This is a genomic window from Micromonospora sp. NPDC005171, from assembly GCF_040608575.1.
Lineage (GTDB): Bacteria > Actinomycetota > Actinomycetes > Mycobacteriales > Micromonosporaceae > Micromonospora.
In genome coordinates this window covers 225451-250760 of the sequence record NZ_JBEXIM010000005.1, presented here as the reverse complement: position 1 = coordinate 250760, position 25310 = coordinate 225451, and the positions used below count along the sequence as shown (strand labels likewise).

24 protein-coding genes are annotated in these 25310 nt (G+C 71.9%); 11 read left to right on the top strand and 13 right to left on the bottom strand.

Annotated features, from left to right (window positions below):
- Positions 1-145 precede the first annotated feature (145 nt).
- Positions 146-604 (top strand): hypothetical protein, encoded by a 459-nt coding sequence (locus tag ABZU74_RS11115; RefSeq protein ID WP_355421194.1) that lies wholly within the window; start codon positions 146-148, stop codon positions 602-604.
- 1378 nt (positions 605-1982) lie between these two features.
- On the opposite strand, the gene metH is transcribed toward ABZU74_RS11115, so the two are convergent.
- Complete coding sequence (gene metH, locus ABZU74_RS11110; RefSeq protein ID WP_355421191.1) at positions 1983-5498, bottom strand: methionine synthase; 3516 nt, start codon at positions 5496-5498, stop codon at positions 1983-1985.
- 261 nt (positions 5499-5759) lie between these two features.
- Here metH and ABZU74_RS11105 point away from each other — a divergent pair, with 261 nt between their 5' ends.
- Positions 5760-6629: a PAC2 family protein gene (locus ABZU74_RS11105; RefSeq protein ID WP_030332815.1), complete on the top strand. Its 870-nt coding sequence runs from the start codon at positions 5760-5762 to the stop codon at positions 6627-6629.
- Positions 6630-6752: 123 nt separating this feature from the next.
- Positions 6753-7544 (top strand): GntR family transcriptional regulator, encoded by a 792-nt coding sequence (locus ABZU74_RS11100; protein ID WP_355421187.1) that lies wholly within the window; start codon positions 6753-6755, stop codon positions 7542-7544.
- A gap of 247 nt (positions 7545-7791) precedes the next feature.
- Here ABZU74_RS11100 and mshC read toward each other — a convergent pair whose 3' ends face one another.
- The 6 genes from mshC to ABZU74_RS11070 form a co-directional block, all read right to left on the bottom strand.
- On the bottom strand, positions 7792-9030 hold the full coding sequence (mshC, locus tag ABZU74_RS11095) for a cysteine--1-D-myo-inosityl 2-amino-2-deoxy-alpha-D-glucopyranoside ligase (RefSeq protein ID WP_355421184.1): 1239 nt from the start codon (positions 9028-9030) through the stop codon (positions 7792-7794).
- A 66-nt stretch (positions 9031-9096) separates the two neighbouring features.
- Positions 9097-9915: an SCO1664 family protein gene (locus ABZU74_RS11090; RefSeq protein WP_355421182.1), complete on the bottom strand. Its 819-nt coding sequence runs from the start codon at positions 9913-9915 to the stop codon at positions 9097-9099.
- Positions 9912-10493: a DUF3090 domain-containing protein gene (locus tag ABZU74_RS11085; protein ID WP_238685851.1), complete on the bottom strand. Its 582-nt coding sequence runs from the start codon at positions 10491-10493 to the stop codon at positions 9912-9914. Before ABZU74_RS11085 ends, ABZU74_RS11090 begins: the two co-directional genes overlap by 4 nt.
- A gap of 157 nt (positions 10494-10650) precedes the next feature.
- Positions 10651-11364, bottom strand: a complete 714-nt coding sequence (locus tag ABZU74_RS11080; RefSeq protein WP_355421179.1) for an MSMEG_4193 family putative phosphomutase — start codon at positions 11362-11364, stop codon at positions 10651-10653.
- Between the two features lie 338 nt (positions 11365-11702).
- Positions 11703-12539: an undecaprenyl-diphosphate phosphatase gene (locus ABZU74_RS11075; protein ID WP_355421176.1), complete on the bottom strand. Its 837-nt coding sequence runs from the start codon at positions 12537-12539 to the stop codon at positions 11703-11705.
- Complete coding sequence (locus ABZU74_RS11070; RefSeq protein WP_355421173.1) at positions 12536-13588, bottom strand: LLM class F420-dependent oxidoreductase; 1053 nt, start codon at positions 13586-13588, stop codon at positions 12536-12538. The genes ABZU74_RS11075 and ABZU74_RS11070 overlap by 4 nt, the downstream gene beginning before the upstream one ends.
- A 186-nt stretch (positions 13589-13774) precedes the next feature.
- On the opposite strand from ABZU74_RS11070, the gene ABZU74_RS11065 reads away from it, so the two are divergent.
- Positions 13775-14746, top strand: coding sequence for an aldo/keto reductase (locus ABZU74_RS11065; protein ID WP_355421170.1), 972 nt, complete (start codon positions 13775-13777; stop codon positions 14744-14746).
- A gap of 37 nt (positions 14747-14783) precedes the next feature.
- On the opposite strand, the gene ABZU74_RS11060 is transcribed toward ABZU74_RS11065, so the two are convergent.
- From ABZU74_RS11060 to ABZU74_RS11050, 3 genes are read right to left on the bottom strand one after another with little or no spacing between them, the layout of a single operon-like run.
- The gene (locus ABZU74_RS11060; protein WP_355421167.1) at positions 14784-15692 is read right to left on the bottom strand and encodes a hypothetical protein; all 909 of its coding nucleotides are present in this window, start codon (positions 15690-15692) and stop codon (positions 14784-14786) included.
- Positions 15693-15703: 11 nt separating this feature from the next.
- Positions 15704-16765 carry a WXG100 family type VII secretion target gene (locus tag ABZU74_RS11055; protein ID WP_355421165.1) on the bottom strand — a complete coding sequence of 354 codons (1062 nt, stop codon included), beginning with the start codon at positions 16763-16765 and terminating at the stop codon, positions 15704-15706.
- Positions 16762-17094 (bottom strand): hypothetical protein, encoded by a 333-nt coding sequence (locus ABZU74_RS11050; protein ID WP_355421162.1) that lies wholly within the window; start codon positions 17092-17094, stop codon positions 16762-16764. Before ABZU74_RS11050 ends, ABZU74_RS11055 begins: the two co-directional genes overlap by 4 nt.
- Positions 17095-17186: 92 nt before the next feature.
- Between ABZU74_RS11050 and ABZU74_RS11045 the strand changes: the two genes are divergently transcribed.
- The 3 genes from ABZU74_RS11045 to ABZU74_RS11035 all read left to right on the top strand — a co-directional run bounded on the left by ABZU74_RS11045 (position 17187) and on the right by ABZU74_RS11035 (position 18850).
- On the top strand, positions 17187-17606 hold the full coding sequence (locus ABZU74_RS11045) for a YbaB/EbfC family nucleoid-associated protein (RefSeq protein WP_355421159.1): 420 nt from the start codon (positions 17187-17189) through the stop codon (positions 17604-17606).
- The gene (locus ABZU74_RS11040; protein ID WP_355421156.1) at positions 17603-18436 is read left to right on the top strand and encodes an SseB family protein; all 834 of its coding nucleotides are present in this window, start codon (positions 17603-17605) and stop codon (positions 18434-18436) included. The genes ABZU74_RS11045 and ABZU74_RS11040 overlap by 4 nt, the downstream gene beginning before the upstream one ends.
- Before the next feature lie 222 nt (positions 18437-18658).
- Positions 18659-18850 carry a DUF5703 family protein gene (locus tag ABZU74_RS11035; RefSeq protein ID WP_013734349.1) on the top strand — a complete coding sequence of 64 codons (192 nt, stop codon included), beginning with the start codon at positions 18659-18661 and terminating at the stop codon, positions 18848-18850.
- A 49-nt stretch (positions 18851-18899) separates the two neighbouring features.
- On the opposite strand, the gene ABZU74_RS11030 is transcribed toward ABZU74_RS11035, so the two are convergent.
- From ABZU74_RS11030 to ABZU74_RS11020, 3 genes are all read right to left on the bottom strand, one after another.
- Positions 18900-19562: a hypothetical protein gene (locus tag ABZU74_RS11030; RefSeq protein ID WP_355421153.1), complete on the bottom strand. Its 663-nt coding sequence runs from the start codon at positions 19560-19562 to the stop codon at positions 18900-18902.
- A 58-nt stretch (positions 19563-19620) separates the two neighbouring features.
- Entirely contained in the window at positions 19621-20949 is a 1329-nt protein-coding gene (locus ABZU74_RS11025; protein ID WP_355421150.1) for a M20/M25/M40 family metallo-hydrolase, read from the bottom strand.
- A gap of 594 nt (positions 20950-21543) precedes the next feature.
- Positions 21544-21849, bottom strand: a complete 306-nt coding sequence (locus tag ABZU74_RS11020) for a hypothetical protein (protein ID WP_355421147.1) — start codon at positions 21847-21849, stop codon at positions 21544-21546.
- 236 nt (positions 21850-22085) lie between these two features.
- On the opposite strand from ABZU74_RS11020, the gene ABZU74_RS11015 reads away from it, so the two are divergent.
- The 4 genes from ABZU74_RS11015 (at position 22086) to ABZU74_RS11000 (ending at position 25290) form a co-directional block, all read left to right on the top strand.
- Positions 22086-23132, top strand: a complete 1047-nt coding sequence (locus ABZU74_RS11015) for a hypothetical protein (RefSeq protein WP_355421144.1) — start codon at positions 22086-22088, stop codon at positions 23130-23132.
- A gap of 176 nt (positions 23133-23308) precedes the next feature.
- On the top strand, positions 23309-23920 hold the full coding sequence (locus tag ABZU74_RS11010) for a hemerythrin domain-containing protein (protein ID WP_355421141.1): 612 nt from the start codon (positions 23309-23311) through the stop codon (positions 23918-23920).
- Between the two features lie 83 nt (positions 23921-24003).
- Positions 24004-24984, top strand: coding sequence for a LysR family transcriptional regulator (locus tag ABZU74_RS11005; RefSeq protein ID WP_355421139.1), 981 nt, complete (start codon positions 24004-24006; stop codon positions 24982-24984).
- A 60-nt stretch (positions 24985-25044) separates the two neighbouring features.
- A complete protein-coding gene (locus ABZU74_RS11000) occupies positions 25045-25290 on the top strand; it encodes a hypothetical protein (RefSeq protein ID WP_355421136.1) in 246 nt (81 codons plus the stop codon).
- Positions 25291-25310: the final 20 nt, after the last annotated feature.

The following is a 25310-nucleotide window of genomic DNA, read 5'->3' as shown; positions in this document are numbered from 1 at the left end:
GCCAAGGTTGCATCCGGTGTCTTGTGCCCCGCCTGTGCCCCACACCCGCCGTCGAGGGTTGCCCAACCCTGGCCACGCGTCCCGAAGTTGCGATCCGTCGTCGTCGCCTTGGCCGGCGCTTCGCGCAGCGCCTAGCCTCTGCGGCATGGAGCAACTGCGCGACCTTGGCATCCGGCTGGCGATGGACGAGCCGGTCGGCGATGACCTGCCAATGGCGGCTGCTCATGCTCTGACCCGAGGCGTCGACTCTCCGAGCTTGCGTGAGCTCGCCGGCCTTTCGAATGGCCAGTCGCGGGAAGCCGTCGACCTGTTCCGACAGGCGATGGATGAGCTGGGCTGGCCGGTCCCGGACAAGAGCGGCGCCCGGCTACACCTCATGCGCCAGGCGGCGGCGAACATAGTTGCCGGGAAGCGCGACCCCGAGGATCTGGCGCACGAAATCTACTGGCAGGCCTGCTACTCCGAACGGCCGGAGCTGCGACCGGTCGGCGATCGCTTCCTAGAGTTGTACGCCGGATGGGGCGCAACGTACAACGAGGCGGAAGAAGCGGTGGCGGCCATGAAGGCAACAGCACAATCGTTCCTACGCGACCACCCAGCCTGAGCGACTATCCGCTACAGCAAGGCGTTTCCTAGAACGGCTTGACTCCTTGACCCACAGGCAACCATCACGATGCCCTGACCTGCGGCGGCCGTCCGCTACGCTGGGCCAGATCGTCCGCCGCTGTCCACCTGCGTCCAGCGTTGTTCTTCTCGATCGTCACCCAGTTAGTCACTCAGGAAGGTGCCCGTGGCCCGGTTCCCGCATGGGGTCGAGCCCGCTTCGTCTTGTCTCGGAACGGTGACCCTGCATGAGGATGACTCGACGGAGTGCAGCCGACAAGACTGCCTGGCGGCGGGCAACATCCATTGGGACGTCGAGGCGTGCGAGACGACAGGCTGCACCCGTTGTCCGTCGGGACCGACGTGGAGCCACTGGACGCCTTCGTGTGAAGGAAGTTCCGGGCCAAAGTGAACAGCGGCGATGTGGAGGTTTGCTACTCGGTTGGTCCGCCGAAGCCCATGGTTGTTCGGCAGTGTGCTTACCGGCCATCACTCAGTTGGTCACCCAACCAGCGCTGCCGCCTTGGCGCTGGGCTCAGCCCGCCGCTGCCGAGAGATTCACCGCGAAGCCCCCGAAGACGAGAGCAGCGGACAGACCAGTCAGCTTCAAAATCCCCATAGGCTTCCCCTCCGTCTGACGTGCATCTCCTTCGACTGCAACGGCAACGATCGTGAAGAGCCAACCGGCGATCATGAATAGGAGCGACGGAACCCGCAACTGCGGGCTCAGCCCAGCGCCGATTCGATCGTACGTCACCCACGCTCGACCCTCCGGCCGCCGCCCGCCAGCCTCGTCGCCATCCCGTCGCGCCAAAATGCCCCGCCGGAGACACCTGCCCGTGCGGCGATCACCACCACAGCCCCAGATCTACCAACCAGAATGACGGACCGAAACTCTTCGCGCCGCCGGCGGGGCTGCAACCGCCGGGGTGCGCCCCGTGCGCTTGCGCTGTGGGGCGCGGGGCCCCGGTCGGCGGCCCTGTCACCGACTTTGGCCAGGACGATCGAGAAACCACGGCCAACTGTCGCGCATGTGCCGGGACGGATTCGTCAAGCAGGTCGTGGGACAAGACACGCCGGCAGCCCGGCCGAACCACTGGCAACGGGATGGCGAGCAGGCTGGTTCGCTCCGTACCCCTGGCGACATGGCCGCCCTCTTCGATACAGCCCAGGAAGGTGCGACATCTGTTGAAGACGCCGTTGCCCCGTCGTTGGGGTCACGTCCAGGCGGTCGCTGCCAGGGCGGATAGGATCAGAGCCGCCGTTTCGGCCGAGGATCGCGAGGATGGCCCGGAAGCCGTCGACGGCCTGGAGACGGCATGATCATGGTCCGGCGGCTTCCAGGCGACCTCAGGTGCAGGTCAGGCCACCTGCCGTCGTTACTTGGCGTTGAAGTAGTTGGCCTCCGGGTGGTGGACCACGATCGCGTCGGTGGCCTGCTCCGGCATGAGCTGGAACTCCTCGGACAGCTCGACCCCGATCCGGTCCGCGCCGAGCAGGTCCATGATCTTCGCCCGGTCCTCCAGGTCCGGGCAGGCCGGGTAGCCGAACGCGTACCGGCAGCCCCGGTAGTCGTTGTGCAGGATGCCGGCCAGGTCCGTCGGGTCGTCGTGCCCCAGCGGGCGACCGTCGGGCAGGGTCATCTCGGCGCGGATGCGCTGGTGCCAGTATTCGGCGAGGGCCTCGGTGAGCTGCACGGAGAGCCCGTGCACCTCCAGGTAGTCGCGGTACTCGTTGCGGGCGAACAGCTTCGCCGCGTACTCGCTGACCGGCTGGCCGACGGTGACCAGTTGCAACGCGACCACATCGAGCTGGTCGCCCTGGGGCTTGAAGAAGTCCGCCAGGCAGAGCCGCCGCTCCTGCCGCTGCCGGGGGAAGGAGAACCGGGCGCGCTCCGCGTGCCCGTTCTCGTCGAGCACCACCAGGTCATTGCCTTCGGAGTACGCGGGGAAGTAGCCGTACACCACGGCTGCCTCAAGGACCTGGTCGGCGATCAGCCGGTCCAGCCAGTACCGCAGCCGCGGCCGACCCTCGGTCTCGACCAGCTCCTCGTAGGACGGTCCGTTACCGCCCCGGGCACCGCGCAGCCCCCACTGCCCGGAGAAGGTGGCCCGCTCGTCGAGCAGCGCCGCGTAGTCGGCCATCGGCACGCCCTTGACGACGCGGGTGCCGAAGAACGGCGGGGTGGGCACCGCCACGTCGGCGGCCACGTCGGAGCGGACCGAGGAGTCGTGCAGCTCCGGCAGGGAGGTGGTGACCATCGAGCGCTGCCGTTCCCGGCGTGCCCGCCGGGCCGCGAGCGCCGCCTCCCGCTCCGGGTCGATCACCGGGGCGCCGCCACGCTTGGCGGTCATCACCTTGTCCATCAGGGACAGACCCTCGAACGCGTCCCGCGCGTAGTGCACCTGCCCGGGGAACGTCGAGCGCAGGTCGTCCTCGACGTACGCGCGGGTCAACGCCGCCCCACCCAGCAGGACGGGCCAACGCTCCGCAACCCCGCGGGTGGCCATCTCGGCCAGGTTCTCCTTCATGATGACCGTGCTCTTCACCAGCAGCCCGGACATGCCGATCGCGTCGGCGCGGTGCTGCTCGGCGGCGTCCAGGATGGCGCTGATCGGCTGCTTGATGCCGATGTTCACCACCTCGTAGCCGTTGTTGGACAGGATGATGTCGACCAGGTTCTTGCCGATGTCGTGCACGTCGCCGCGCACGGTGGCGAGCACGATGCGACCCTTGCCGCCGTCCTCCGCGGTCTCCATGTGCGGTTCCAGGTAGGCCACCGCGGTCTTCATCACCTCGGCGGACTGGAGCACGAACGGCAACTGCATCTGGCCGGAGCCGAACAGCTCACCGACCACCTTCATGCCGTCCAGCAGGATGTCGTTGATGATCGACAACGGGGACCGGCCGCCGGCCATCGCCTCGTCGAGGTCGGCCTCCAGGCCGTTGCGCTCACCGTCGATGATCCGCCGCTTGAGCCGCTCGTCCAGCGGCAGCGCCGCCAGCTCCTGGGCCCTGCTGGCCCGGGCGCTTGTCACGTCGACGCCCTCGAAGAGCTCCAGGAAACGCTGCACCGGGTCGTACCCCTCGCGGCGCCGGTCGTACACCAGGTCCAGGGCGACCTCGCGCTGCTCGTCGGGGATCTTCGACATCGGCAGGATCTTGCTGGCGTGCACGATCGCCGAGGTCAGGCCGGCCTGCACGCACTCGTGCAGGAACACCGAGTTGAGCACCTGCCGGGCCGCCGGGTTGAGCCCGAAGGAGATGTTCGAGATGCCCAGGGTGAAGTTGACGCCCGGGTAGCGGCGGGAGATCTCCCGGATCGCCTCGATCGTCTCGATGCCGTCGCGGCGGGTCTCCTCCTGGCCGGTGGCGATCGGGAAGGTCAACGCGTCGATCAGGATGTCGGCCCGGTCCATGCCCCACCGGCCGGTCAGGTCGTCGATCAGCCGGGCCGCGACCCGGACCTTCCACTCCTGGGTACGGGCCTGGCCCTCCTCGTCGATGAGCAGCGCCACCACCGCCGCGCCGTGCTCACGGACGATCGGCATAACCCGCGCGTACCGGGAGTCGGGGCCGTCGCCGTCCTCGAAGTTCACCGAGTTGACCACGCAGCGGCCGCCGAGCATTTCCAACCCGGCCTCCACCACGTTCGGCTCGGTGGAGTCCAACATGATCGGCAGGGTGGAAGCGGTGGCGAACCGGCCGGCCAGCTCCCGCATGTCCTGCGTGCCGTCGCGGCCGACGTAGTCCACGCACAGGTCGAGCAGGTGCGAGCCGTCCCGCGCCTGACTGCGGGCGATCTCCACGCAGGCCCGCCAGTCACCGGCGAGCATCGCCTCCCGGAACGCCTTCGAGCCGTTGGCGTTGGTCCGCTCCCCCACCATCAGCACCGACGCGTCCTGGGCGAACGGCACCGGGTGGTACACCGAGGAGACGCCCGCCTCGTGCCGGGGCTCGCGGGCCGGGGCGGTGACGCCGTGCAGCCGCTCGGACAGCACCCGGATGTGCTCCGGGGTGGTGCCACAGCAGCCGCCGACCAGCCCCACGCCGTACTCGGTGATGAACCGCTCCAGGGCCTCGGCCAGCTCCACGGGAGTCAGCGGGAAGTACGCCCCGTCGGCGGTCAGCACCGGCAGGCCGGCGTTCGGCATCACCGACAGCGGGATGCGGGAGTGCTGCGACAGGTAGCGCAGGTGCTCGCTCATCTCGGCCGGGCCGGTCGAGCAGTTGAGCCCGATCAGGTCCACCCCGAGCGGCTCGATCGCGGCGAGGGCCGCCCCGATCTCGCTGCCGACAAGCATCGTGCCGGTGGTCTCCACTGCCACGTGACAGATGATCGGCACCGACTGACCCAGCTCGGTCATCGCCCGCTTCGACCCGACCACTGCCGCCTTGACCTGGAGCAGGTCCTGGCAGGTCTCGATGATCAGCGCGTCCGCGCCACCGACGATCAGACCCGCGGCGTTCTCCTGGTAGGCGTCGCGCAGAGTCGAGTAGGCGGCGTGCCCGAGGGTGGGCAGCTTGGTGCCCGGCCCGATCGAGCCCAGCACGAACCGGGGCCGCTGCGGGGTGCTGGCCGCGTCGGCGGCCTCCCGGGCGATCCGGGCGCCCGCCTCGGACAACTCGCGGATGCGGTGCGGGATGTCGTACTCGGCGAGGTTGGCGAGGTTGGCGCCGAAGGTGTTGGTCTCCACGCAGTCGGCACCGACGGCCAAGTAGGCGTCGTGAACCCCACGCACCACGTCTGGGCGGGTGACGTTGAGGATCTCGTTGCACCCCTCCAGCCCGTCGAAGTCGTCGAGCGAGAGGTCTGCGGCCTGCAGCATCGTGCCCATCGCGCCGTCGGCGATGAGAATGCGACCAGCCAACACATCCATCAATGAAGTCCGCACCAGTTCAGATTAGTGCGATCCGGCCGAACTCCACGACCGTCCTCGAGCGATCCCCTATTGTGTCACCGGGATCACCCTGTCTGGTTCGTTCGGGTATGACCTGTTGCCGGAGCGGCCGACCGGCGCGGCCGACGGGCCGCACCCTCGCCCTGCACGTAGGCTGACGGACGTGAAGGACAACAGGGACGCCGCCGTGCCCCACGGTATGACGACCGGGCGCGGTCCCGGCGCCAGCCGCGACGAGCAGGGTGAGGTGACGGCGTGACCGAGTTCGACGGACTGCCGGTGCTGCGGTCCCCGGTGGCGATCGCCGCGTTCGAGGGTTGGAATGACGCCGCCGACGCGTCCACCGCCGCGGTCGAGCACCTGGAGCAGGTCTGGAACGCCCGGCAGATCGCCGAGCTGGATCCGGAGGACTTCTACGACTTCCAGGTCAGCCGGCCCACCATCACGATGGCCGACGGGGAGACCCGGCGGGTGGAGTGGCCGACGACCCGGTTCATGGTGGCCAGCCCGGAGGGCACCGACCGTGACGTGGTGCTGATCCGCGGCATCGAGCCGAGCATGCGCTGGCGGACGTTCTGCGAGCAGGTGCTGGAGATCTGCCACAGCCTGGAGGTGGAACGGGTGGTGCTGCTCGGCGCGTTGCTGGCCGACGTGCCGTACACCCGGCCGCTGCCGATCAGCGGCAGCGCCTCGGACGCGCAGGCCGCCGAGCGCTACCAGCTCACCCCCACCCGGTACGACGGGCCGACCGGCATCGTCGGCGTGCTGCACGACGCCTGCACCCGCGCCGAGGTGGACGCCGTCTCGTTCTGGGTGCACGTGCCGCACTACGCCAACAACCCGCCCTGCCCGAAGGCGACCCTCGCCCTGCTGCACCGGGTCGAGGAGGTCGTCGACCTGCCGGTGCCGATGGCCGACCTCGCCGAGGAATCCGCCGAGTGGGAGCAGCGGGTGCGCAGCGCCGCCGAGCAGGACGCCGAGCTGGGTGAGTACGTCCGCGAGCTGGAGGAACGGGTCGGCGACGAGGGGATCACCCCGTTGACCGGTGACGAGATCGCCCAGGAGTTCGAGAAGTATCTGCGCCGCCGGGGCGGTTCGGCCGGTCCCACCGCCGGCTCCTGGTAGCACTGTCTCGCCGCGGGCCTTCGGACCTTCTGTGGTCCGGGGGCCCGTTTTCGCGTGTCCCGGGTAGCGCCGTCACACCCTCTACGGCATCCTAGGAACCTAGATGTGATCAAGGAGGCGGGTGTGCAGATCAATCCCGGGGCCGCCGAGTTCCCGCACCGACAGATCGCCGCGCAGCTCAAGGCCCAGGTCCGCCGCGGCGACTGGGGACCGGGCGAGCGGCTGCCGTCCATCCCGGCCATCGCCGAGATGTTCGGCGTCGCCAAGCAGACAGTGCAACGCGCCGTCGACCAGCTGCGGGTCGAGGGCATCCTGATCACCAAACCCGGCTCCGGTACGTACGTCCGGGGCACCCGCCGCCGCCTCAACCGCCTCTCCCGAGGCCGGTACGGCGGCTTCCGCGGCTACCACACCGACCTGGCCGCCCGATACCGTCAACAACTCGTCTCCGTCGGGCACGCCCCCGCCCCCGCCGAGGTGGCCGACGCCTTCGGCGTGTCCGACGGCACCAGCCTGCTCTGCCGCCGACACCTCGTCCGCACCGACGACTCCCCCGTCGAGGTGGGCGCCTCCTGGTTCCTGCCCCGCGACACCGCCGGCACCTCACTGGAGCGCACCGAGGCGTTCGGCCGGCCGCTCTACCAGGAGGCCGAGGAAGCCACCGGACGGCGCTACGTCTCAGCCACCGACACGATCAGCGCCCGCCAGCCGAGCCGGGAGGAGGCCGAGACCCTGCAGATCCGGCCGGACACCCCGGTACTGCACCTGCTGCACGTCGCGTACGACGCGCACCGCAAGCCGATCGAGGTGTCCCAGGCGACCTGGCCCGGCCCCATGACCACGCTCACCGAGGAATACAAGATCCCCGGCCCAACCCCCGACCCGGAGCCCGACCCCGGCCTCATCCTCGGCTGACGGTTCCCCACGGACCACGACCCCGCGCGACCCGCGCACACGCCGGTCGATCGTGAGGTTGACGGGGTGATCGACTCGGCTTCCTGGAAGTCGGGGCATCACCCTGGTCGGGACACCGCGACTTCCTGAAAACCGAGTCGATCATCCTCCCGCAGCGGCACGGCGCGCGGCGCGGACGGCGCGCGGCGCGGCGCGGACGGCGCGCGGCACGGCGCGCGGCACGGACGAGGCGCCGGGGGCCGGTGGGCTAGAGGCGGATGCCCAGGAGGGCGTCCACCGTCTTCGCGAAGAGGGCGGGCGCTTCGGGGTCGTCCGTGGCGCCGGCGAGGGTCGCGTCGGCCCAGCGGTCGGCCGCGGCCAGGGCGCCCGGGGTGTCCAGGTTGTCGGCCAGGCGGGCGCGTACCTCGGACAGCAGCTCAGCCCCGGACGGCCCGGCGGGCGCGGTGGCGGCCCGCCGCCAACGGTCCAGGCGCTCCTTAGCGGCGGTGAGCAGGTCGTCGGTCCAGGTGCGGTCGCTGCGGTAGTGCCCGGAGATCAGCGCCAGCCGGATCGCCATCGGGTCGACCTTGTCGGCGCGCAGCCGGGACACGAAGACCAGGTTGCCGCGGGACTTGGACATCTTCTCGCCGTCGAGGCCGATCATCCCGGCGTGCACGTAGTGCTCGGCGAACGGCGCCTGGCCGGTGAGCCGCTCGGCGTGCGCGGCGGAGGCCTCGTGGTGCGGGAACAGCAGGTCGTTGCCGCCGCCCTGCACGTCGATCCGGTCGCCGAGCAGGTTGAGCGCGATCACCGCGCACTCGATGTGCCAGCCGGGGCGGCCCCGGCCAAGTTCGCCGCCCGGCCAGGACGGTTCGCCCTCGCGGGTGCCGCGCCACAGCAGCGGGTCCAGTGGGTCCCGCTTGCCGGCCCGGTCGGGGTCGCCGCCGCGCTCGGGGAAGATCTCCAGCATCTGCTCGCGGGTCAGGTTCGACTCGTAGCCGAACCGGCCGGTAGCGGAGATGTCGAAGTAGACGTCGCCGGTGCCGTCGTCGAGCCGGTACGCGGCGCCGTCCTTGAGCAGTACCTCGACCTTGTCGGCGATGTCCGGGATCGACTCGACCGCGCCCACGTAGTGCTCCGGCGGGATGATCCGCAGCGCCTCCATGTCCTCCCGGAACAACGCCGTCTCGCGCATCGCCAGGACCACCCAGTCCTCGCCGTCGCGGGCGGCCCGCTCCAGCAGTGGGTCGTCGATGTCGGTGACGTTCTGCACGTAGCGCACCGGGCGGCCGGCGTCGCGCCACATCCGCTGTACCAGGTCGAACGTGATCATGGTGGCGGCGTGGCCGAGGTGGGTGGCGTCGTACGGGGTGATGCCGCAGACGTACATGCTTCCCGCGTCGGCCGGCTCACTCGGGTGGACACCCTGCCGCGCCGAGTCGTACAACGCCAGTGGCTCGCCCCTGCCCGGCAGCCGTGGCACCTCGTGTCCCGCCCAAGACTCCATGGGATCAGCCTAGCCAGCCCGGCGACGACGCCGGAGCGCCCCACGGGTGATCAAGATGACAGCGGCTCACATGGGCGGCCAGGGCATCGCCGGCCAGTCCTCCGGCGGCTGGGGGAAGCAGCCGGTTTCGCGCAGCCGGTCGACCCGGGCGGCCACCTCGGCCACCTCGCTGATCGTCAGGTGGTCGGCCAGCTCCGCGCCGAGCGCCCCGGCGACCTGCCCGGCCAGCGCGTCGAGCATCTCCACGGCGTCCGGGGGCAACTGCTTGCCGGCCCAACCCCAGAGCACCGTCCGCAGCTTGTCCTCCACGTGGAAGCTCACCCCGTGGTCCACGCCGTAGATCCGGTCGTCGGGCCCGACGAGCACGTGACCGCCCTTGCGGTCGGCGTTGTTGAGCACCGCGTCGAGCACGGCGAGCCGGGCCAGCCGCGGGTCGTCGGCGTGCGCGAGGGCGTACGCGGCGCCGTCGTCGTCGCGGGCCGCGGCGATGGGAATCCAGCGCGGCGGTATCTCCCCGGCGGGCAGGAAACCGACGAGTGGTTCGGCGTCCTCCGGCTCGTCGATCCACAGCTGGCAGGAACCGGGGCCGAACGGGCCGTCGCGCAGCACGGTGGGCGGCACCAGGTCCCACCCGGTGGCCCGGGAGACCAGGTACGCCGAGACTTCCCGACCGGCCAGGGTGCCGTCGGGGAAGTCCCAGAGTGGGCGCTCACCACGGACCGGCTTGTAGACGCAGCGGGCCGTCACCCCGCCCAGGGTCAGGATGCCGCGCAGCGTCGTGTTCGACGCGTCGACCAGCCGACCCTCCAGGTCGAGGACGCCGTCACGCAGCAGCCGCAGCGCGGCGTCGCCGTCCTGGCGAGGCTGGAGGCCGGACGAGGTCACCGGTGATAACCGTTGTGCCGCGGGCAGAGGTGCCCGGCGGGGTCCAACGGTTGGCCGCAGAGCGGGCACGGTGGCCGGCCCGCGTTGACCACTCGCCGGGCCCGCTCGATGAACTGGCGGGTCGCCTGCGGGGTGAGCCGGACCCGGAGGCGATCGAGGTCCTCGTCCGGCTCGTCGTCCTCGTCGTCGTCCTCGTCGTCGTCCTCGTCGCCGAGCTCGACCTCGGGCTCCACCTCGCCCGCCGCGATCGCCTCGATCACCACGGTCGCGGTGTCCACGTCGAAGGCCAGCCCGAGGGTCCCGACCCGGAACTCCTCGTCGACCGGAGTGTCCAGTGGCTCGTTGTCGCCGATCACCGGCGCCAGCTCGGGCAGGTCCACCCCGAAGCGACGCTGCGCCTCGGTGAGCAGCTCCTCCAGCTTCTCGGCGAGCAGGGACACCTGGACCTTCTCCAGCGCGACGCTGACCAGCCTGCCGCCGCCGCGGGCCTGCAGGAAGAACGTGCGCTCCCCCGGCGGCCCGACAGTCCCGGCGACGAACCGCTCCGGCGGTTCGAAGGCGTGCACCTGGTGGGTCATACCCACGACCCTATCCGGCCCGCCTTGGCACCGCGCACCCCACCGACGCGAATCGCCGTGGCGACGGCGCGCCCGGTGTGCCAGGGGTTACACCCGGGCGTGGCGGCCTTTCCGGCGTGCGCTGACGCCCCGGCCGGGGGCGGTGTCGTGACACGCCTCACCGCGAGGCACCCGCTCCGCCGCCGACGGCCGCGTCCGAGTCGGCCGCCCGGCTCGCGCGGCGACGCCGCTTGGCCGGCGGCGGCACCAGCGCCGCCAGGTCGCCACCGGTGTCGTTGAGTCGCACCAGAAACGGCCGCAGCGGCGTGAACCGGATCGCCGTGACCGACGCCGGGTCGGCCACGATCCGCTGAAAAGCATCCAGGTGTACGCCGAGCGCGTCCGCCACGATGGCCTTGATCACGTCGCCGTGGCTGCAGGCCAGCCAGACCGCCTCGGGCCCGTGTTCGGCGCTCACCCGGGCGTCCCAGGAGCGCACCGCCGCCACGGCACGCGCCGCCATCGCCGCCATCGCCTCCCCACCCGGGAAGACGGCCGCGCTGGGGTGCTGCTGGACGACCGGCCAGAGCGGCTCCTTGGCGAGCTTCTTCAGCGGCTGGCCCTCCCAGCTGCCGTAGTCGCACTCGATCAGGCCGTCCTCGACGACCGGGGTGGCCTGCGGGAGCGCCAGCTCCAGGGTCTGCCGGCAGCGGATCAGCGGGCTGGTCACCACGGCGGCCAGCGGCACCTGCCGCAGCCGCTCGCCGACAGCGGTGGCCTGGGCGCGCCCAGTGTCGTCCAACTCGACCGGCTGGCGGCCGGCCAGACCGCCGTCCGCGTTCGCTGTCGTCCGGCCATGTCGCAGAAGGAGGAGGGTCGCCACGGGGACCACCCTATGACCTGGACTCCCGGTCGGGTCGTCGCGGGTTCCGGAGGCACCACCCGGTTCTTGCCGCCGGCGCGCTGCCGACGCCGGAGCGACGTCAGCCCGCTCTGGTGGTCGTTGTCCGATCACCGGGTGCGCGATCTTCATGATCGACTCGGTTTCCAGGAAGTCGGGGTGTCGGGCCGTCCCGGACAGCGCGATTTCAAGGAAATCGAGTGAATCACGCCCGGCGGGCGGCGGGCGGCGGGCGGCGGGCTAGCAGCATCGCGGGTGAGGCGGTGGGGATGACGACTGCGTCCCCCGGCTCCGCCTACGGGCGGGGCCGGGGGCCCTCGACGGGTCGGTCAGGTGGCGCTGATCGTGCCGGTCAACAGCAGAGCCAGGACCAGGGTGCCCAGCGCGACCCGGTACAGCACGAAGACGTACAGGGTGTGGTGCGCGACGTACCGCAGCAACCAGGCGATGGCCGCGTACCCGATGCCGAAGGCGATGAGGGTGGCCACGATCGTCTGGGCCACGGTGGGCACGGACGTGCCCGGCGCGGACGGTTCGAAGACGTCCCCGAGGCTGAACACGCCGGACATCACGACCGCCGGGATGGCCAGCAGGAACGAGTACCGCGCCGCCGCCTCCCGGGTCAGGTTGAGCAGCAGGCCGGCGGTGAGCGTGCCACCGGAGCGGGACACACCGGGGACCAGCGCCATGGCCTGGGCGAAGCCCATCACGATGCCGTCCTTCATCCGGAAGTTCTCCAGGGTGCGGGTCTGTCGCCCCCAGTACTCGGCGAACGCCAGCACGAACGCGAACACGATGAGCGTGGTCGCCACCACCCACAGGTTGCGCCCGGCGGTCTTGATCTGGTCCTTGAAGACGAAACCGAACAGCCCGATCGGGATCGAGCCGACGATCACGTACCAGCCCATCCGGTAGTCGAGGCTGGAACGGACCGACTTGTCCCGGATGCCCATCAGCCAGGTCCGGGTGATCCGCCAGATGTCCTTGGCGAAGTAGATCAGCACTGCCGCTTCGGTGCCGAGCTGGGTGACCGCGGTGAACGACGCGCCGGCGTCCCGGTCGAAGAAGATCGCCGAGGTGATCCGCAGATGCCCCGACGAGCTGACCGGAAGGAACTCGGTCAGTCCCTGGACGATGCCCAGGACGATGGCCTCGACCCAGGTCACTCGCCGACTCCCGAAAGATCGAGAGCCTCGGCGACGGTACGCAGGGTCTGCACACCGCTGTCCCGGTCGGCCACGAAAAGGGTCACCGACAGCGTGGTGACGCCGGCCGCGGCGTACTCCCGCATCCGCTCGGCGATGCGCTCCTTCGGGCCGAGCAGCGAGGTGCGGTCGATGAACTCCATGGGTACAGCGGCGGCGGCGTCCCGCTGCCGCTTGGCCAGGTACAGGTCCTGCACCTCGCGGGCGGCGTCGCCGTAGCCCATCCGGGTGGCGAGCTGGTTGTAGAAGTTCTGCTGACGGCTGCCCATGCCGCCCACGTAGAGCGCGGCGTACCAGCGGACGAGTTCGGCGCAGGAGGCCACGTCGTCGCCGACCACCACCGGCACCGACGGCACCACGTCGAACCCGGCCAGCTCCTTGCCGACCTTCGCCCGCCCGGCGCGGACCGAGGCGAGCTGCTCCTCGGCGAACTCCGGGGCGTAGAACACGGCCAACCAACCGTCGGCGATCTCGCCGGCCAGCTCCAGGTTCTTCGGGCCGACCGCGGCCAGGTAGATCGGTATGTGCTCGCGGGGTGGGTGGAAGCCCAGCCGTAGGGCCTTGCCCGGGCCGTCCGGCAGCGGCAGCGTGTAGTGCTCGCCGTCGTACGCCACCTCCTTGCGGGCGATGGCCAACTTGACGATGTCGACGAACTCGCGGGTTCGGGCGAGCGGCTTGGCGAAGCGCACCCCGTGCCAGCCCTCGGACACCTGCGGGCCGGAGACGCCCAGGCCGAGCCGGAACCGGCCGCCGGAGAGCGCGTCGATCGTGGCGGCGGTCATGGCGGTGGCCGCCGGCGTACGGGCGGGGATCTGCATCACCGCGGCGCCGACGTCGATCCGTTCGGTCTGCCCGGCCATCCAGGCCAGCATGCTGGGCGAGTCGGAGCCGTAGGCCTCCGCCGCCCACACCACCGAATAGCCCAGCCGGTCCGCCTCCTGGGCGAGCGCCAAATGGTCGGCCGGTGTGCTCCACGCCGTCTGATATCCGAGACTGAGCCCGAGTCGCACTGGTCCTCCCCCATCCGTGGCACAGGTCGCCCCAGGTTACGCAATGCCGATAACGGACTCGATCACCGGCTCGACACAGTTGATCCCCCCTCCATCGGGGCAGCCCGGGGCGGCGGAACCGGCAGAACCGGCAGAGATACGGGAGCGAGGATATCGGTGGCGGCAGGTTCGAAATAAGGTTCACCCATGCAACAGCGACCGCTCGGCCGAAGCGGGCTGGCGGTTTCCCGGCTCGCGCTCGGCACCATGACCTGGGGCCGGGACACCGACGCCGACGATGCGGCCGCCCAGCTGAAGAGTTACCTGGACGCGGGCGGCAACCTGATCGACACCGCCGACGTGTACGGCGACGGCGACGCCGAGTCGGTGATCGGCTCACTGCTGGGCTCCCTCGTCCCCCGCGAGGAACTGCTGATCGCCACCAAGGCCGGGTTGCGCCCCGGCAGTGGCCGCCGCCGGGACGGCTCCCGGGGGCACCTGCTGCGCACGTTGGACGCGTCGCTGCGCCGGCTCGGCACCGACCACGTCGACCTGTTCCAGGTGCACGGGTACGACCCGGACACCCCCCTCGAAGAGACCCTGGCCGCCCTGGACCACGCGGTGGCCAGCGGGAAGGTCCGCTACGTGGGGGTGTCCAACTTCTCCGGCTGGCAGACCGCGCGGGCCGCCGCCTGGCAGACCGCCTGGCCGGGGCGGGCGCCGGTGGTCGCGTCCCAGGTCGAATATTCGCTGCTGGAGCGGGGCGTCGAGCGGGAGGTGCTGCCCGCGTGCGACGCGCTCGGCCTCGGCGTGCTGCCCTGGTCGCCGCTGGGACGGGGCGTGCTCACCGGCAAGTACCGGCACGGCCGCCCTGGCGACTCCCGGGCCGCGTCACCACACTTCGAACGGTTCGTCGCCACGTACCTGGAGCCGCGCTGCTCCAGCATCGTGGAGGCGGTGGCGACCGCCGCAGGTGGGCTGGGGGTGTCGCCGCTGGAGGTGGCGTTGGCCTGGATCCGGGACCGGCCCGGCGTGACCGCGCCGATCCTCGGCGCGCGCACGGTGGGGCAGCTGCTCGGCGCGCTCCAGGTGGAACGGATCACCCTGCCCGAGGAGATCACCACAGCGCTGGACGACGTCTCCGCGGTGCCGGTCGGCTACCCCGAACGTGACGGCTGACCCGCCCGCCGGGTCACGGCTGATCGGCGCGCCGGGGTCACGGCGTGGGCCGCTGACCCGGGAGGTCCTGGATCGCGGTCAGGAAGCGCGACTGGTCATCGCGGAGCGCGGGCTGGGTGAGCCGGATCCACGAGCCGTCGTCGAAGACGATCGTGGAGGCGAGCTGCACCAGCCCGCTCGCGCCACGCTCGGAGTCGACCCGGGCGACTCGGTCGCGGCGCACACTCCACAGCACCCGCGGTTGACGGCGGTCGGGCCGGTCGGCGTCCGGGCGGGGCCCCATCCGCAGCAGGTGCAGGTGGGTGTCGGTCACCGCCAACGGGGTGCCGCTGTAGCGCTCCAGGAAGAGCAGCAGGCTGCCGGCGAGGGTGGCGAGGTCACCGCTGAAGACGTACCGGCGGCGGTAGGCGATCTCGGCGAGCTGCTCGGCCAACGGACGGTACTGGCTCAGCCGGAACAGCGCCCGGAACGCCTCCTGCTCCTCGGTGAGCGGGATCGGCTCCCGCTGGGCGGGTTGGTGGGGCAGGCCCGGCTCCGGCGCGGCCAACTCCGGCACACCGGCGGCGACGGCGCCGGCCTTGCCCGGCAGCAGCAGCACACCCGCGGCCAGCCGCACCGGCGTCAGCACGGCGTCGACCCAGACCACCGGATTGACGATGTTGAGCAGCCCGAACAGCACCTTCGGGTCGAGCGCGTCGGCCAACTCGGCGCCTACCTCGTCGGCGAGCTGCCGACCGGCCTGGTGGGTCTGCGACATGCGCACCGGCCCGAGCCCCACGTAGCGCAGCTCCTGCTCCGGCAGCAGCGGCGTCACCAGGGCCCGCTCCGGCTCGTCGCTGGTGCGGAACTCGTCGCGCAGCTCACGGGCCTTGTCCCGGGCGGCCCGCGCGCCGCCGAGCACCGCGTCGGTGAACCGACCCAGCCGACCCCGCTCCCCTGACATCACCCGTCGCCTCCCTAGCGGCCCGCCGGCTGACCTGCCGGCGGCTGCCCGAAGACATTCTGGTCGATCCAGTCCGCGCCGCCCTGCACCGCCTTGTCGATCTGGTCGCCGACCTGTTCGCTGCCCGGCACGGAGAGCCCGCTGGTCAACGCGACCGTCCCCCAGGTGACACCGTGGACGACCGAGTTCGGCACGTTCCACGGCAGGTGGGTCGCCCAGTCCCGGGCGATCACCCGGGCCCCGTCGGCGACCCCGTGCGCCCGCAGCGCGGCGGCCCGGTCGAGGGCGCCCATGTCGAACGGGGAACCGGACTTGCCCAACTTGTAGGTGCCCTTGGTGGGATCGAGGAACTTGTGGTGCCACTTGTCGAGCTTGCCGGCGGCGCGGCGCTTGTCGGCGTACTTCTTGCCGGTGCGCAGCGCCTTCTGCATGTCGACCAGCTTGTCCAGGTGCGTACGCAGCTTGCGCAGGTACAGCAGAACCCGCTGGAGCAGGCGGATGACCTTCTGCAGGTGCACCGCGAGCGGCCGGATGACCTTCAACATCCGGGTGACCACGATCAGGCCCCTGGTGACGGCCACGCCCACGCCGGCAGCCCAGGACGCGCCCATGGTGACCGGGGCCATCAGCAACGCCGTCACCAGCGTCACCAGGAGGAAGTTCACGAACTCCACGCAGATGTCCACGAGCACGTCGTGCACGGTCTGCAGGCCGTCGGCGACGCCGCGCAGGTATTCCGCGGTCGCGGCGAACTGCTCGGCGACGTCGAGGAGTTGCTGCTCCACCTCGGCCAGCCGCTGGCCGTACGCCACACCGGACGGTGAGCGCCACCCGGCCTGCGCGGACTCCCGGGCCCCGCGGTGCCCCTTCGCCAGGTCGCGCACCTGCGCGGCCAGCGCGTCCCACTCGGCGGCCTTCGCGCGCAGCACGGCGGGCTCGCCGTCGACCAGGTCGACGAGCTGGATCAGCGGCCAGGCCAGGGTCCGGCAGACACTGTCCACGGCGTCCTGCACCCCGGAGAGCGCGCTGTCGAGGCCGTTCCACAGCTGGACGGCGCTACCGGCCGGGCCGCTCATCCGGGCAGCCCCGACTGGATCGTCTTGAAACCGGCGTCGAGCTCCCGCTCGTTGTGCTCGTACGCCTCGACCGTGTCGGCCAGCGCCGTGGCGACCCGGCCGAACGCGGCGTTCGCGGCGGCGAACAGCTCCTTACCGCCGGTGACCTGCTCGGCGTACTTGTCGCGGAGCATGTCGCTGGCGAACGGCAGATGACCGAAGGCGTCCGACGGCACGTCGCCGGCCGAGACGATCTGCCCCTCCAGCGCGGCGAGCGAGCTGGCGACCTGCTTGGCGGCTGTCTCCAGTCGACGGACCGCCTGCACGTCGACATCGATATCCGGTGGCATGCCGTTCCTCCCCCATGAGTCGAGCGCACCGACGATACGATCTCCCGGCCACCGGGCACCACCCGATCGCACGATCCACGGGGAGGAATCTCATGACGGACCCGACGTCCGCGTTCGACGCGCTCGCCGGGCGGGTCGCCGACATCGAGCGCCGGTTCGCGGGCCTCCGCGACGACCTGGCCGAGCTGTCCGGCACCGCAGCCGACGAGAGCGGGCTGGTCACGGCGACCGTCGACGCCACCGGAGCTCTGACCGGCCTCGCCCTCGCGCCCGCCGCTCTGCGCGCCGGCACGGAGGGGGTGGCCGAGCTGGTGCTCGACGCGTACCGGCGGGCTCGTGAGGTCGCCTCCGCGCACCTCGACGAGCACACCGAGGGGTTAAACGTCGCGCTCGGCGCGGGGCTCGGCGACCTGTTCGGCACGCCGGGCGACTTCTCGGCGCTGGGCCGGCTGGAGGAGACAGTGGCCCGGCTCGGGCGCCTGGACGACCGCCTGCCGGGCGCGCCGACGTGACGTCGCCGTCGCCGACCTGGCCGGACATCGCCGCCCGGCTGCGGGACACCGTCGCCCGCTGCGACCGGGACACCGACCTGGAGCTCTCCGCCGGTCCACGCGTGATCCGGCTGCTGGTGCGCCGCCAGGTGGTGCGGGTCATCTGCCCCGGCCACGACGAGGCACGCCTGGCCGCGCTCGGCTGGCACCGCCCGACCGGCGACGAGGGCTGGTGGTACGAGGCGGCGCGCACTCCGGAGCAGGTGGAGCGGCTCAGTGTGTTCGTGACCCGTACCGCCGCCGAGGTGTTGACCGACGAGCCCGGCGCGCTCTCCTGCCGGCCGGTGCCGCCGGACGCCGGCCCGGGCCCGACAGTTCCGTCGGCGGCGCGCCCTGGTCCGACGATGCCGCCGGCCGCGCGCCCTGGCCCGACGGTGCTACCGGCCGCCCGACCGGCACCGGTCGAGGCGGCTCCCGCCGAGGCGGCGGTGGTGGCGGTGCTGGCCGCGGCCGTCGACCGGCGTGACCTGTCCGGCTACCTCGCAGCACTGGCTGGCGCCACGGTGTGTGTCCCGCTGGCCGGGGACCCGGCGCCGGAGGCCGACTTCCCGTGGACTGTGGTCGTCGACGCGGGCGGGGCGCCGCTGCTGCCGGTCTTCACCTCGCCCGGGGCACTCGCCGCGTTCACCGGGAACGGGGTGCCGTTCATCGCGCTGCCCTGCGCCGAGCTGTTCGAGGACTGGCCGGACCCGTCCTGGGGGATGACTGTCGACCCGGGCACTCCCCAAGCGGTCGCCCTGGCCGCGCCGGCCCTCGCCGCCCTACTGACGGCGAACGTCCCCAACGGCTGACGCCTACCCGGGTTGACGAGCGTCGTCGCCGCGAGCCCCGCCGCCGCGTCCGGGGCGTGAAGACTCCGGGCCTCGTCCGGGGCGTGCGGAGCCGGGTGCCGGCCTCCGGCACCGCGACACCGCCCGGGCGGGCACGGGGCGGCACGAACCACCCCACAGCAGCGTCGTTGGTCACCCCGGAGGGGGTGGCGAACGGCCGCTGGGCTGGGCAGCATGGAGGGCATGGACTACGAGTACGCGCCACTGCGGCTGCCGCCGAACGTCGACCGGTTGACCGCCGCGGCGCAGTTGGCAATCCAGGCGGAGTTCTCCGGATGGGAGTTGGCCCGGGTGCGGCTGTACCGGGACGGCACGCGCCAGGTGGTGCTGCGTCGTCGGCGGGTCAACCAGCCGCAGCCGGGTCTGTCGTACTGACCTGGGCGGTGCCACCCGGGGCCGGAGTCGGCCCCGGGCGGCACCCGGCCTAGTGCTGGTGCCCGGCGTGGTCGTGGTCGTCGTCGAGCTCCAGGAACGGGTGCTCGTCGAGCCGACCGACCAGCCGGTCGTCGACAGCCGGCTGGAACGGGCCGACCGCGTCGTCGTCGTCGAACGACTCCAGGTCGACCGGGGTGCCCACCTCGCTGACCATCACCACCCCGTCGAGCGGCTCCAACTCGGGGACGTCCAACGCGCCGAGCGAGCCGTCACCGCTCTGCAGCAGCTCCAGCACCGCCTCGCCGACGCCCTCCACCGGCGCCGGCTCGTCGTCCTCCGGGGTGCCCTCGCGGCGGGCCGCCTCGGCAGCCCGCAGCAGCGCGGCGACGCTCGGCACCCGGTAGTCACGACGCTGACGCACCGAGATCACCCGGGGGTGCGGGTCACTGGCCTCGGCTCCCTCGCCGCCGCCGAAACGCTCGTCGGCCTCGTCCGGGTCGATCGAGTCGACATCCCACGGCGTCACCTCGCCGAAGGCGTCGAGCAGCCGCTCGTCGTAAGCGAAGGAGGCGTTGTTCAACGCCACGTACGCCTGCCAGACGTCGTCGTCGTCGACGCGGCCCTGCGCGGCGCGTACGGCGGCCAGGTGGTGGCGGGCCGCTTCGATCACCCGCTCGAGAGCGGCGTCCAGCTCACCATGCTGGTCGGTCATGTGGGGCAGTCCCTTCACGATGGGGAGGTTGTGCGCCGGCGGCCACCGCCGGACACGACTAGCAGGTGCGGAGGAACCGGTCGAGAACCCGCACGCCGAACTGTAGTCCGTCCACCGGAACGCGCTCGTCGATGCCGTGGAACAACGCCGAGAAGTTCAGGTCGGCGGGCAGCCGGAGCGGGGCGAACCCGAAGCAGCGGATGCCGAGCTGCGAGAACGCCTTGGCGTCGGTGCCCCCGGAGAGCATGTACGGAACGGGCCGCGCCCCCGGGTCCTCGGCGCGCAGCGCCGCCGACATGGCCTCGACCAGGTCACCGTCGAAGGTGGTCTCCAGCGCCGGCTGCCGCTGGACGTACTCGATCGCGATGTCCGGGCCGACCAGCTCGCGCAGCTGCCGCTCCAGCAACTCGGACTGGCCGGGCAGGCTGCGGCAGTCGATGGTGGCGGTGGCCCGGCCGGGGATCACGTTGTCCTTGTAGCCGGCGCTCAACCGGGTCGGGTTGGCGGTGTTGCGGATGGTCGCACCGATGATGTTGGCGATGGGGCCGAGCTTGGCGATGGCCGTCTCCGGGTCGTCCGGGTCCAACTCGATGCCGAGCAGGTCGGAGACCTCGGTCAGGAAGGCCCGCACGGTGTCGGTGACCACCACCGGGAAGCGGTGCCGGCCGATCCGGGCGACCGCCTCGGCGAGCGCGGTGACGGCGTTGTCGTCGTGCATCATCGAGCCGTGCCCGGGGCGGCCCTTGGCGTGCAGCCGCAGCCAGTCGATGCCCTTCTCGGCGGTCTCGATGAGATAGAGCCGCTGGCTGTCGTTGACCGAGTAGGAGAAGCCGCCGACCTCACCGATGGCCTCGGTGCAGCCGTCGAAGAGGTCCCTGTGGTTGTCGACCAGGAACCGCGCGCCGTAGTCGCTGCCCGCCTCCTCGTCGGCGGTGTACGCGAGCACGATGTCGCGCGGGGGTCGGACGCCGGTGCGCTGCCAGTGCCGCACCACGGCGAGCACCATCGCGTCGAAGTCCTTCATGTCGATGGCGCCCCGGCCCCACAGGTAGCCGTCGCGCAGCTCGCCGGAGAACGGGTCCACCGACCACTCGTCGGCGTCGGCGGGCACCACGTCCAGGTGGCCGTGCACCAGCAGCGCGCCCCGGCTCGGGTCGGTGCCCGGGATGCGGGCCACGACGTTGGCCCGGCCCGGCGCGGATTCGTGCAGGACTGACTCCACACCCACCTCGGCGAGCTTCTCTGCCACGTACTCGGCCGCGCGGCGCTCGCCGACGCTGGTGTCGTTGTCACCCGTGTTGGTGGTGTCGATGCGCAGCAGGTCGCGGCAGAGGTCCACGACCTCTGCGGTGGGGTCGGGTCGGGCGGAGGCGGCATCGCTCGTCATCGCCTCTTCATACCAGCCCGAGGTGGTGGACAGGGCGGCGCACCGACACGGACGGTCCGGCGCGCCCGCGCGCGTCGGCGGACGCATCGACAGGTCTCTTCCCCGCCAGCGCGACCACCACGGACCTCAGTCGGAAACACGTCGCAAAATCCGCCATGCGGGATCTCGGCTCATCGACGGGCGAACCGTACTGTCGAAGCTCCGGCGATCGGATGCGCCTGCCTCTCCGCCGCTGTCCGCAGGGATGCGATGTGACAGAGTCCGACCTGCGCCGCCTCCGGCTCGTGGAGTGGCCACACGACCACCGCGCGGAACAGCCCGGGAAGCTGGCGTCGCCGACCGACCAGATTCGCCGCCCATGACGCACACCGTTCTGACCCGTGACCAGGATCGGGCGGGTGTCCGAGGCCACCGCGTCCCGGTCACCGACAGCGGCGGCACCACCCTTGTCGTCCGGTGCGACATTCCTCCGCGTGGCGCGTCGCGCCGGAGGTCCCTGCGTCTAACCCGGGCGGCTCTCGAGAAGAAGTATCCGGGCCGCGACTGGCCGGACGAGCAACGGGTACGGTTCAGAGTGCCCGACTGGCGGTGGCGTTACGCCGTCGCCGCACTCTGCGTGCTGGCCGGCCTGATCGCCGAGGCGTGGCTGTACGCGTTCGCGCTGGCCGCGATCTGCGCAGCACTGGCGGTCAGCGCCGCGCACGCCCGGGTGCACGACATCGACCGGTTCGATCCGGCGGTGCGGCGCAGTTTCGGGGCCATGCTGAGCGACAACCTGGCCGGCACCGCCCGTCTGTACCTGTTCCCGCTGGGCGTGGTGCTCGCGTTGTACCTCGTGGCCGCGGCGGTGCTCGGGTCGCTCATCGTCCCGACGGCGACGCAGGACACGATCCTGGCCACGCAGAACGTCCTGGATGACGCCGCCGACACGGTCGGCAAGCTGAAACTCCCCGAGTGGGGCCTGGCCCTCGTGCTGCTCGGGGCGTGGCTGCTGACCTCCCTGCTGGCCGCGGTCGGCACTCCCCCGGGCAGCGGGGGCATGGCTCAACGGAATCGTCCGCAGCTACGGACGCTACAGCGGCCCGGCGGTCGCCACGGTCACCGCGCTGTCAGTGTTCACCCTGCTCACGGGCACCGTGGCCACCCTACGTGGACGGGTTCAGCTGGCCGCCGAGTGGACGACGGACGACTACCAGCACGCCGCGGCCGTAGTCGAGGAACGGCTGGCCGCCCAGGTTCTCCAGCAGGTGGTCGGCGCGCTGCGCGAGCAGATGCCGACGGACTACCAGCAGGTACTCGCCGGCGCCGTGGCGGTCCAGGTGGTCACCGAGCTGGAGCGGATCCGGGCGGCCGACGGTGACCGGTCCCGCGACGATCCGGTCGTCGCCACCGAGGAGGGCCGCGTCGCCCGCCGGACCGGGCTGCCGGACCGGTCGGTCATCACCGTCTCCGGTGACGCCCCGGCGCTGCCCACTCCCGGCGACCTGACCGGCGAGGACGCCGCGACGGCGCGACGCTGGGCGGAGGCGGCGCCGCCGGTCGCGCCGACCAGCGTCGCCACCGACGGGGGCAAGGAGGTCCTCGTGCAGATGCCGAAGATCGCGACCGAGCTGGCGGCGTGGAAGCGACTGGGCGATTGGGCACAGGACCACCACCCGGCGGCCAAGCCACTGATCGACGCCCTCGCCGAAGCCTTCGACACCCAGTTGCAGGACCGCCTGCGAGCCCAGGTGCCGCCGCTCGTTCGGAAGATCTCGGCCCGGTCCGGCGACGTGCAGGCGGCCATGAGCACGGCGGTCCGCGACCTCACCGCAACGATCGACATCCCCGCGATCGCCCGCAGGTACACCGCTCAGGCTCGGTCGGGCGTCACCGCCGCGCAGAAGACCCTGTCGGCCCTCACGACAAGGCGTCAGCAGTCGACGGCGCGGGCGGCTCTGCTCACCGAACTGCTCCAGGGAAGTACCCACGACAGGGCCCTCACGGACACCGCCAACGCGACCGAGGCGGTGCGGCGCGCGGTCGTCGCGGAGCTGCGTTCCACCATCGACACCACGACGGCGTCGCCCGATCTCCGCCGCGCGGCGGCCGTCACCCTGCACAACCTGTCCGGCCGTGGAGTCCGGGAGGTGACCGCCACCGACCTCGCCAAGGCGGTGCGGATCTGTGGCTGCGGCACCTGACCTCCCCTCGTCGGGGAGAGGGCTCCAGACGCCGAGCTGAGCGCGCCGGTGGCATTCGGCGAGACCGAACTGGCCGCGCCGGTGCGGTCCGGTTTCGCGGTGGTCGCGTTCGGGTACCGCCGCCCACGACCGTACGTCCCTGCCGGAGCTTCCGCCCGCCAGTCGAGGAGGGCACCATGTCCGCTGTTCCCCTGCCGCCGCTGCCGCCCACGCCCGCCCCCGAGGAGGGCTACCGACCCGGCGGTCGCAGCATCGCCGACATCGTCGACCGGGAGCACCGGCAACTGCTGGAGCTGCTGGATCAGCTCTCCGGCCCGGACAACTCGCCGCAGGAAGGGCTGGCGGTGCTCACCGCCGCGCTGTCCCGGCACCTCTCCGCCGAGGAGCAGTACCTGCTGCCGGCGGTCCGCGCGGCGCTGCCGACGGCCACCGAGCGGGTGGACGCGGAGATCAACGCCGACGCGGCCCTGCTGAGCGCCCTGAAGGGGATGACGGACGAGGCGCTGACCGAGGTCGCCGAGCGGGTCCGCCGGCATGTCGACGGCGTGGGCGCGCTGGTCACCGAGTTGCGCGCGGTCGCGACCGCTGAGGAACTGATCCGGCTCGGCAACCGGTTGGAGATCGCCGAGGAGGCCGCGCCGACCCGACCGCACCCGGGCACGCCGGCCACCCCTCCGTGGAACCGGATCGTGGAGCCGGCGGTCGGGGTGGTGGACAAGGTCCTCGACGCGGTGACCCGGCGTCCGACGTACCTGGCGGACCTGCCGGAGCCGCCGCGCGACCGGTGACCGGCGAGCGCCGGCATTGCATTCATTATCACCGATCCGCTCGGGCTATTCCGCCAGCAGACACGTAGTCCTACCGTCACCCTATGAACCTGGAGCTGCGTCACCTGCGGGTGGTCTGCGCGATCGCGGAGACGGGAAGTGTGACGAAGGCGGCCTCGGCGCTCGGCCTGGCCCAGCCGGCGCTCACCGCCCAGCTTCAACGCATCGAGCGGACGCTGGGCGGCCCGCTGTTCGACCGGGACCGGCGCGGGGCGCGTCCCACCGCCCTCGGTGAGTTGGTGCTGGCCCGTGCTCGGGTGCTGCTGCCGGCGATGAAGGGGCTGCAGGACGAGGCCGCCCGGCTGGCCGGGGCGGGTGACACTCCGCCGTGCTACCGGTTCGGCGGGGTGAACAGCCCGATCCTGGGTCGGCTGGTGCACCGGTTGGCGGCCGAGCAGCCGCCCGCCCAGATCACCACGTACGCGTCCTGGTCGGTGGACGAGTTGGCGCAGCTGGTGGCGGGCGGTCGGCTGGACTTCGCGCTGGCCGGCGTGTGCGGCGACGCCAGCCCGTCGGCCGGGTTCGGGTTGAGCTGGCAGGAGGTGGCAGTCGACCCGGTGCTGGTGCTGCTGCCGGAGACCCACCCCCTCGCGGCACAGGACGAGGTACGCCTGGCGGACCTGCGCCACGAGCAGTGGGTCGCCGCGCCGGGCGACGGCTGCTTCGCCGACTGTTTCGCCGCCGCCTGCGCCCGGGCCGGCTTCACTCCCCGCAAGGTGTACGAGACCGACATCCGCGGCTGCGTCGACCTGGTGGAAGCCGGGGTGGCGGTGGCCCTGTGCCAGGCGACGTTCCGCCCGGTGAGCGGTCTGGTCACCCGTCAGCTCGCCGGGACGCCGCTGCGCTGGCGGCTGCTGCTCGGCTGGCATCCGGACTCCCCCGCCGCCGAGGGCGCGGAGCTGGTGCTGGAGACGGCAAAGGCGGCGTACGTCGACTCGTTGGCGCCGCACCCGGCGTACCTGGCCTGGCTTCCCCGCAACCCGGGGTTCGGTGTCCGGCAGCCCACCGCGGTCCGGCCGGGCTGAGCGGCCGGTATTCCCGGCCGCCGGCGGTGCGAACCGCCGTGGGCCGGGTATCTGGCGGACATGACCGACCTCTACCCGCCCGCCGACGACCGTGAAGTTCTGCGCCAGGCGGCTGCCGCGCACACCGCCGCCACCCGTGCGGTGGAGGCGTTCCTGCGCCGGCTGCCGACGGTGCCCGACCCGGCCGACGTGACCGAGTACGCGAACCTGCTCACCCGGGAGGACCAGACCCGCGGCGACCGGGACGCCGCCGCCGACGCGGCGGGCCTGACCATCGGCAGCCTGGAGCCCGACCAGGGCCAGTAGCGCGCCGCGGCGGTGCCGTC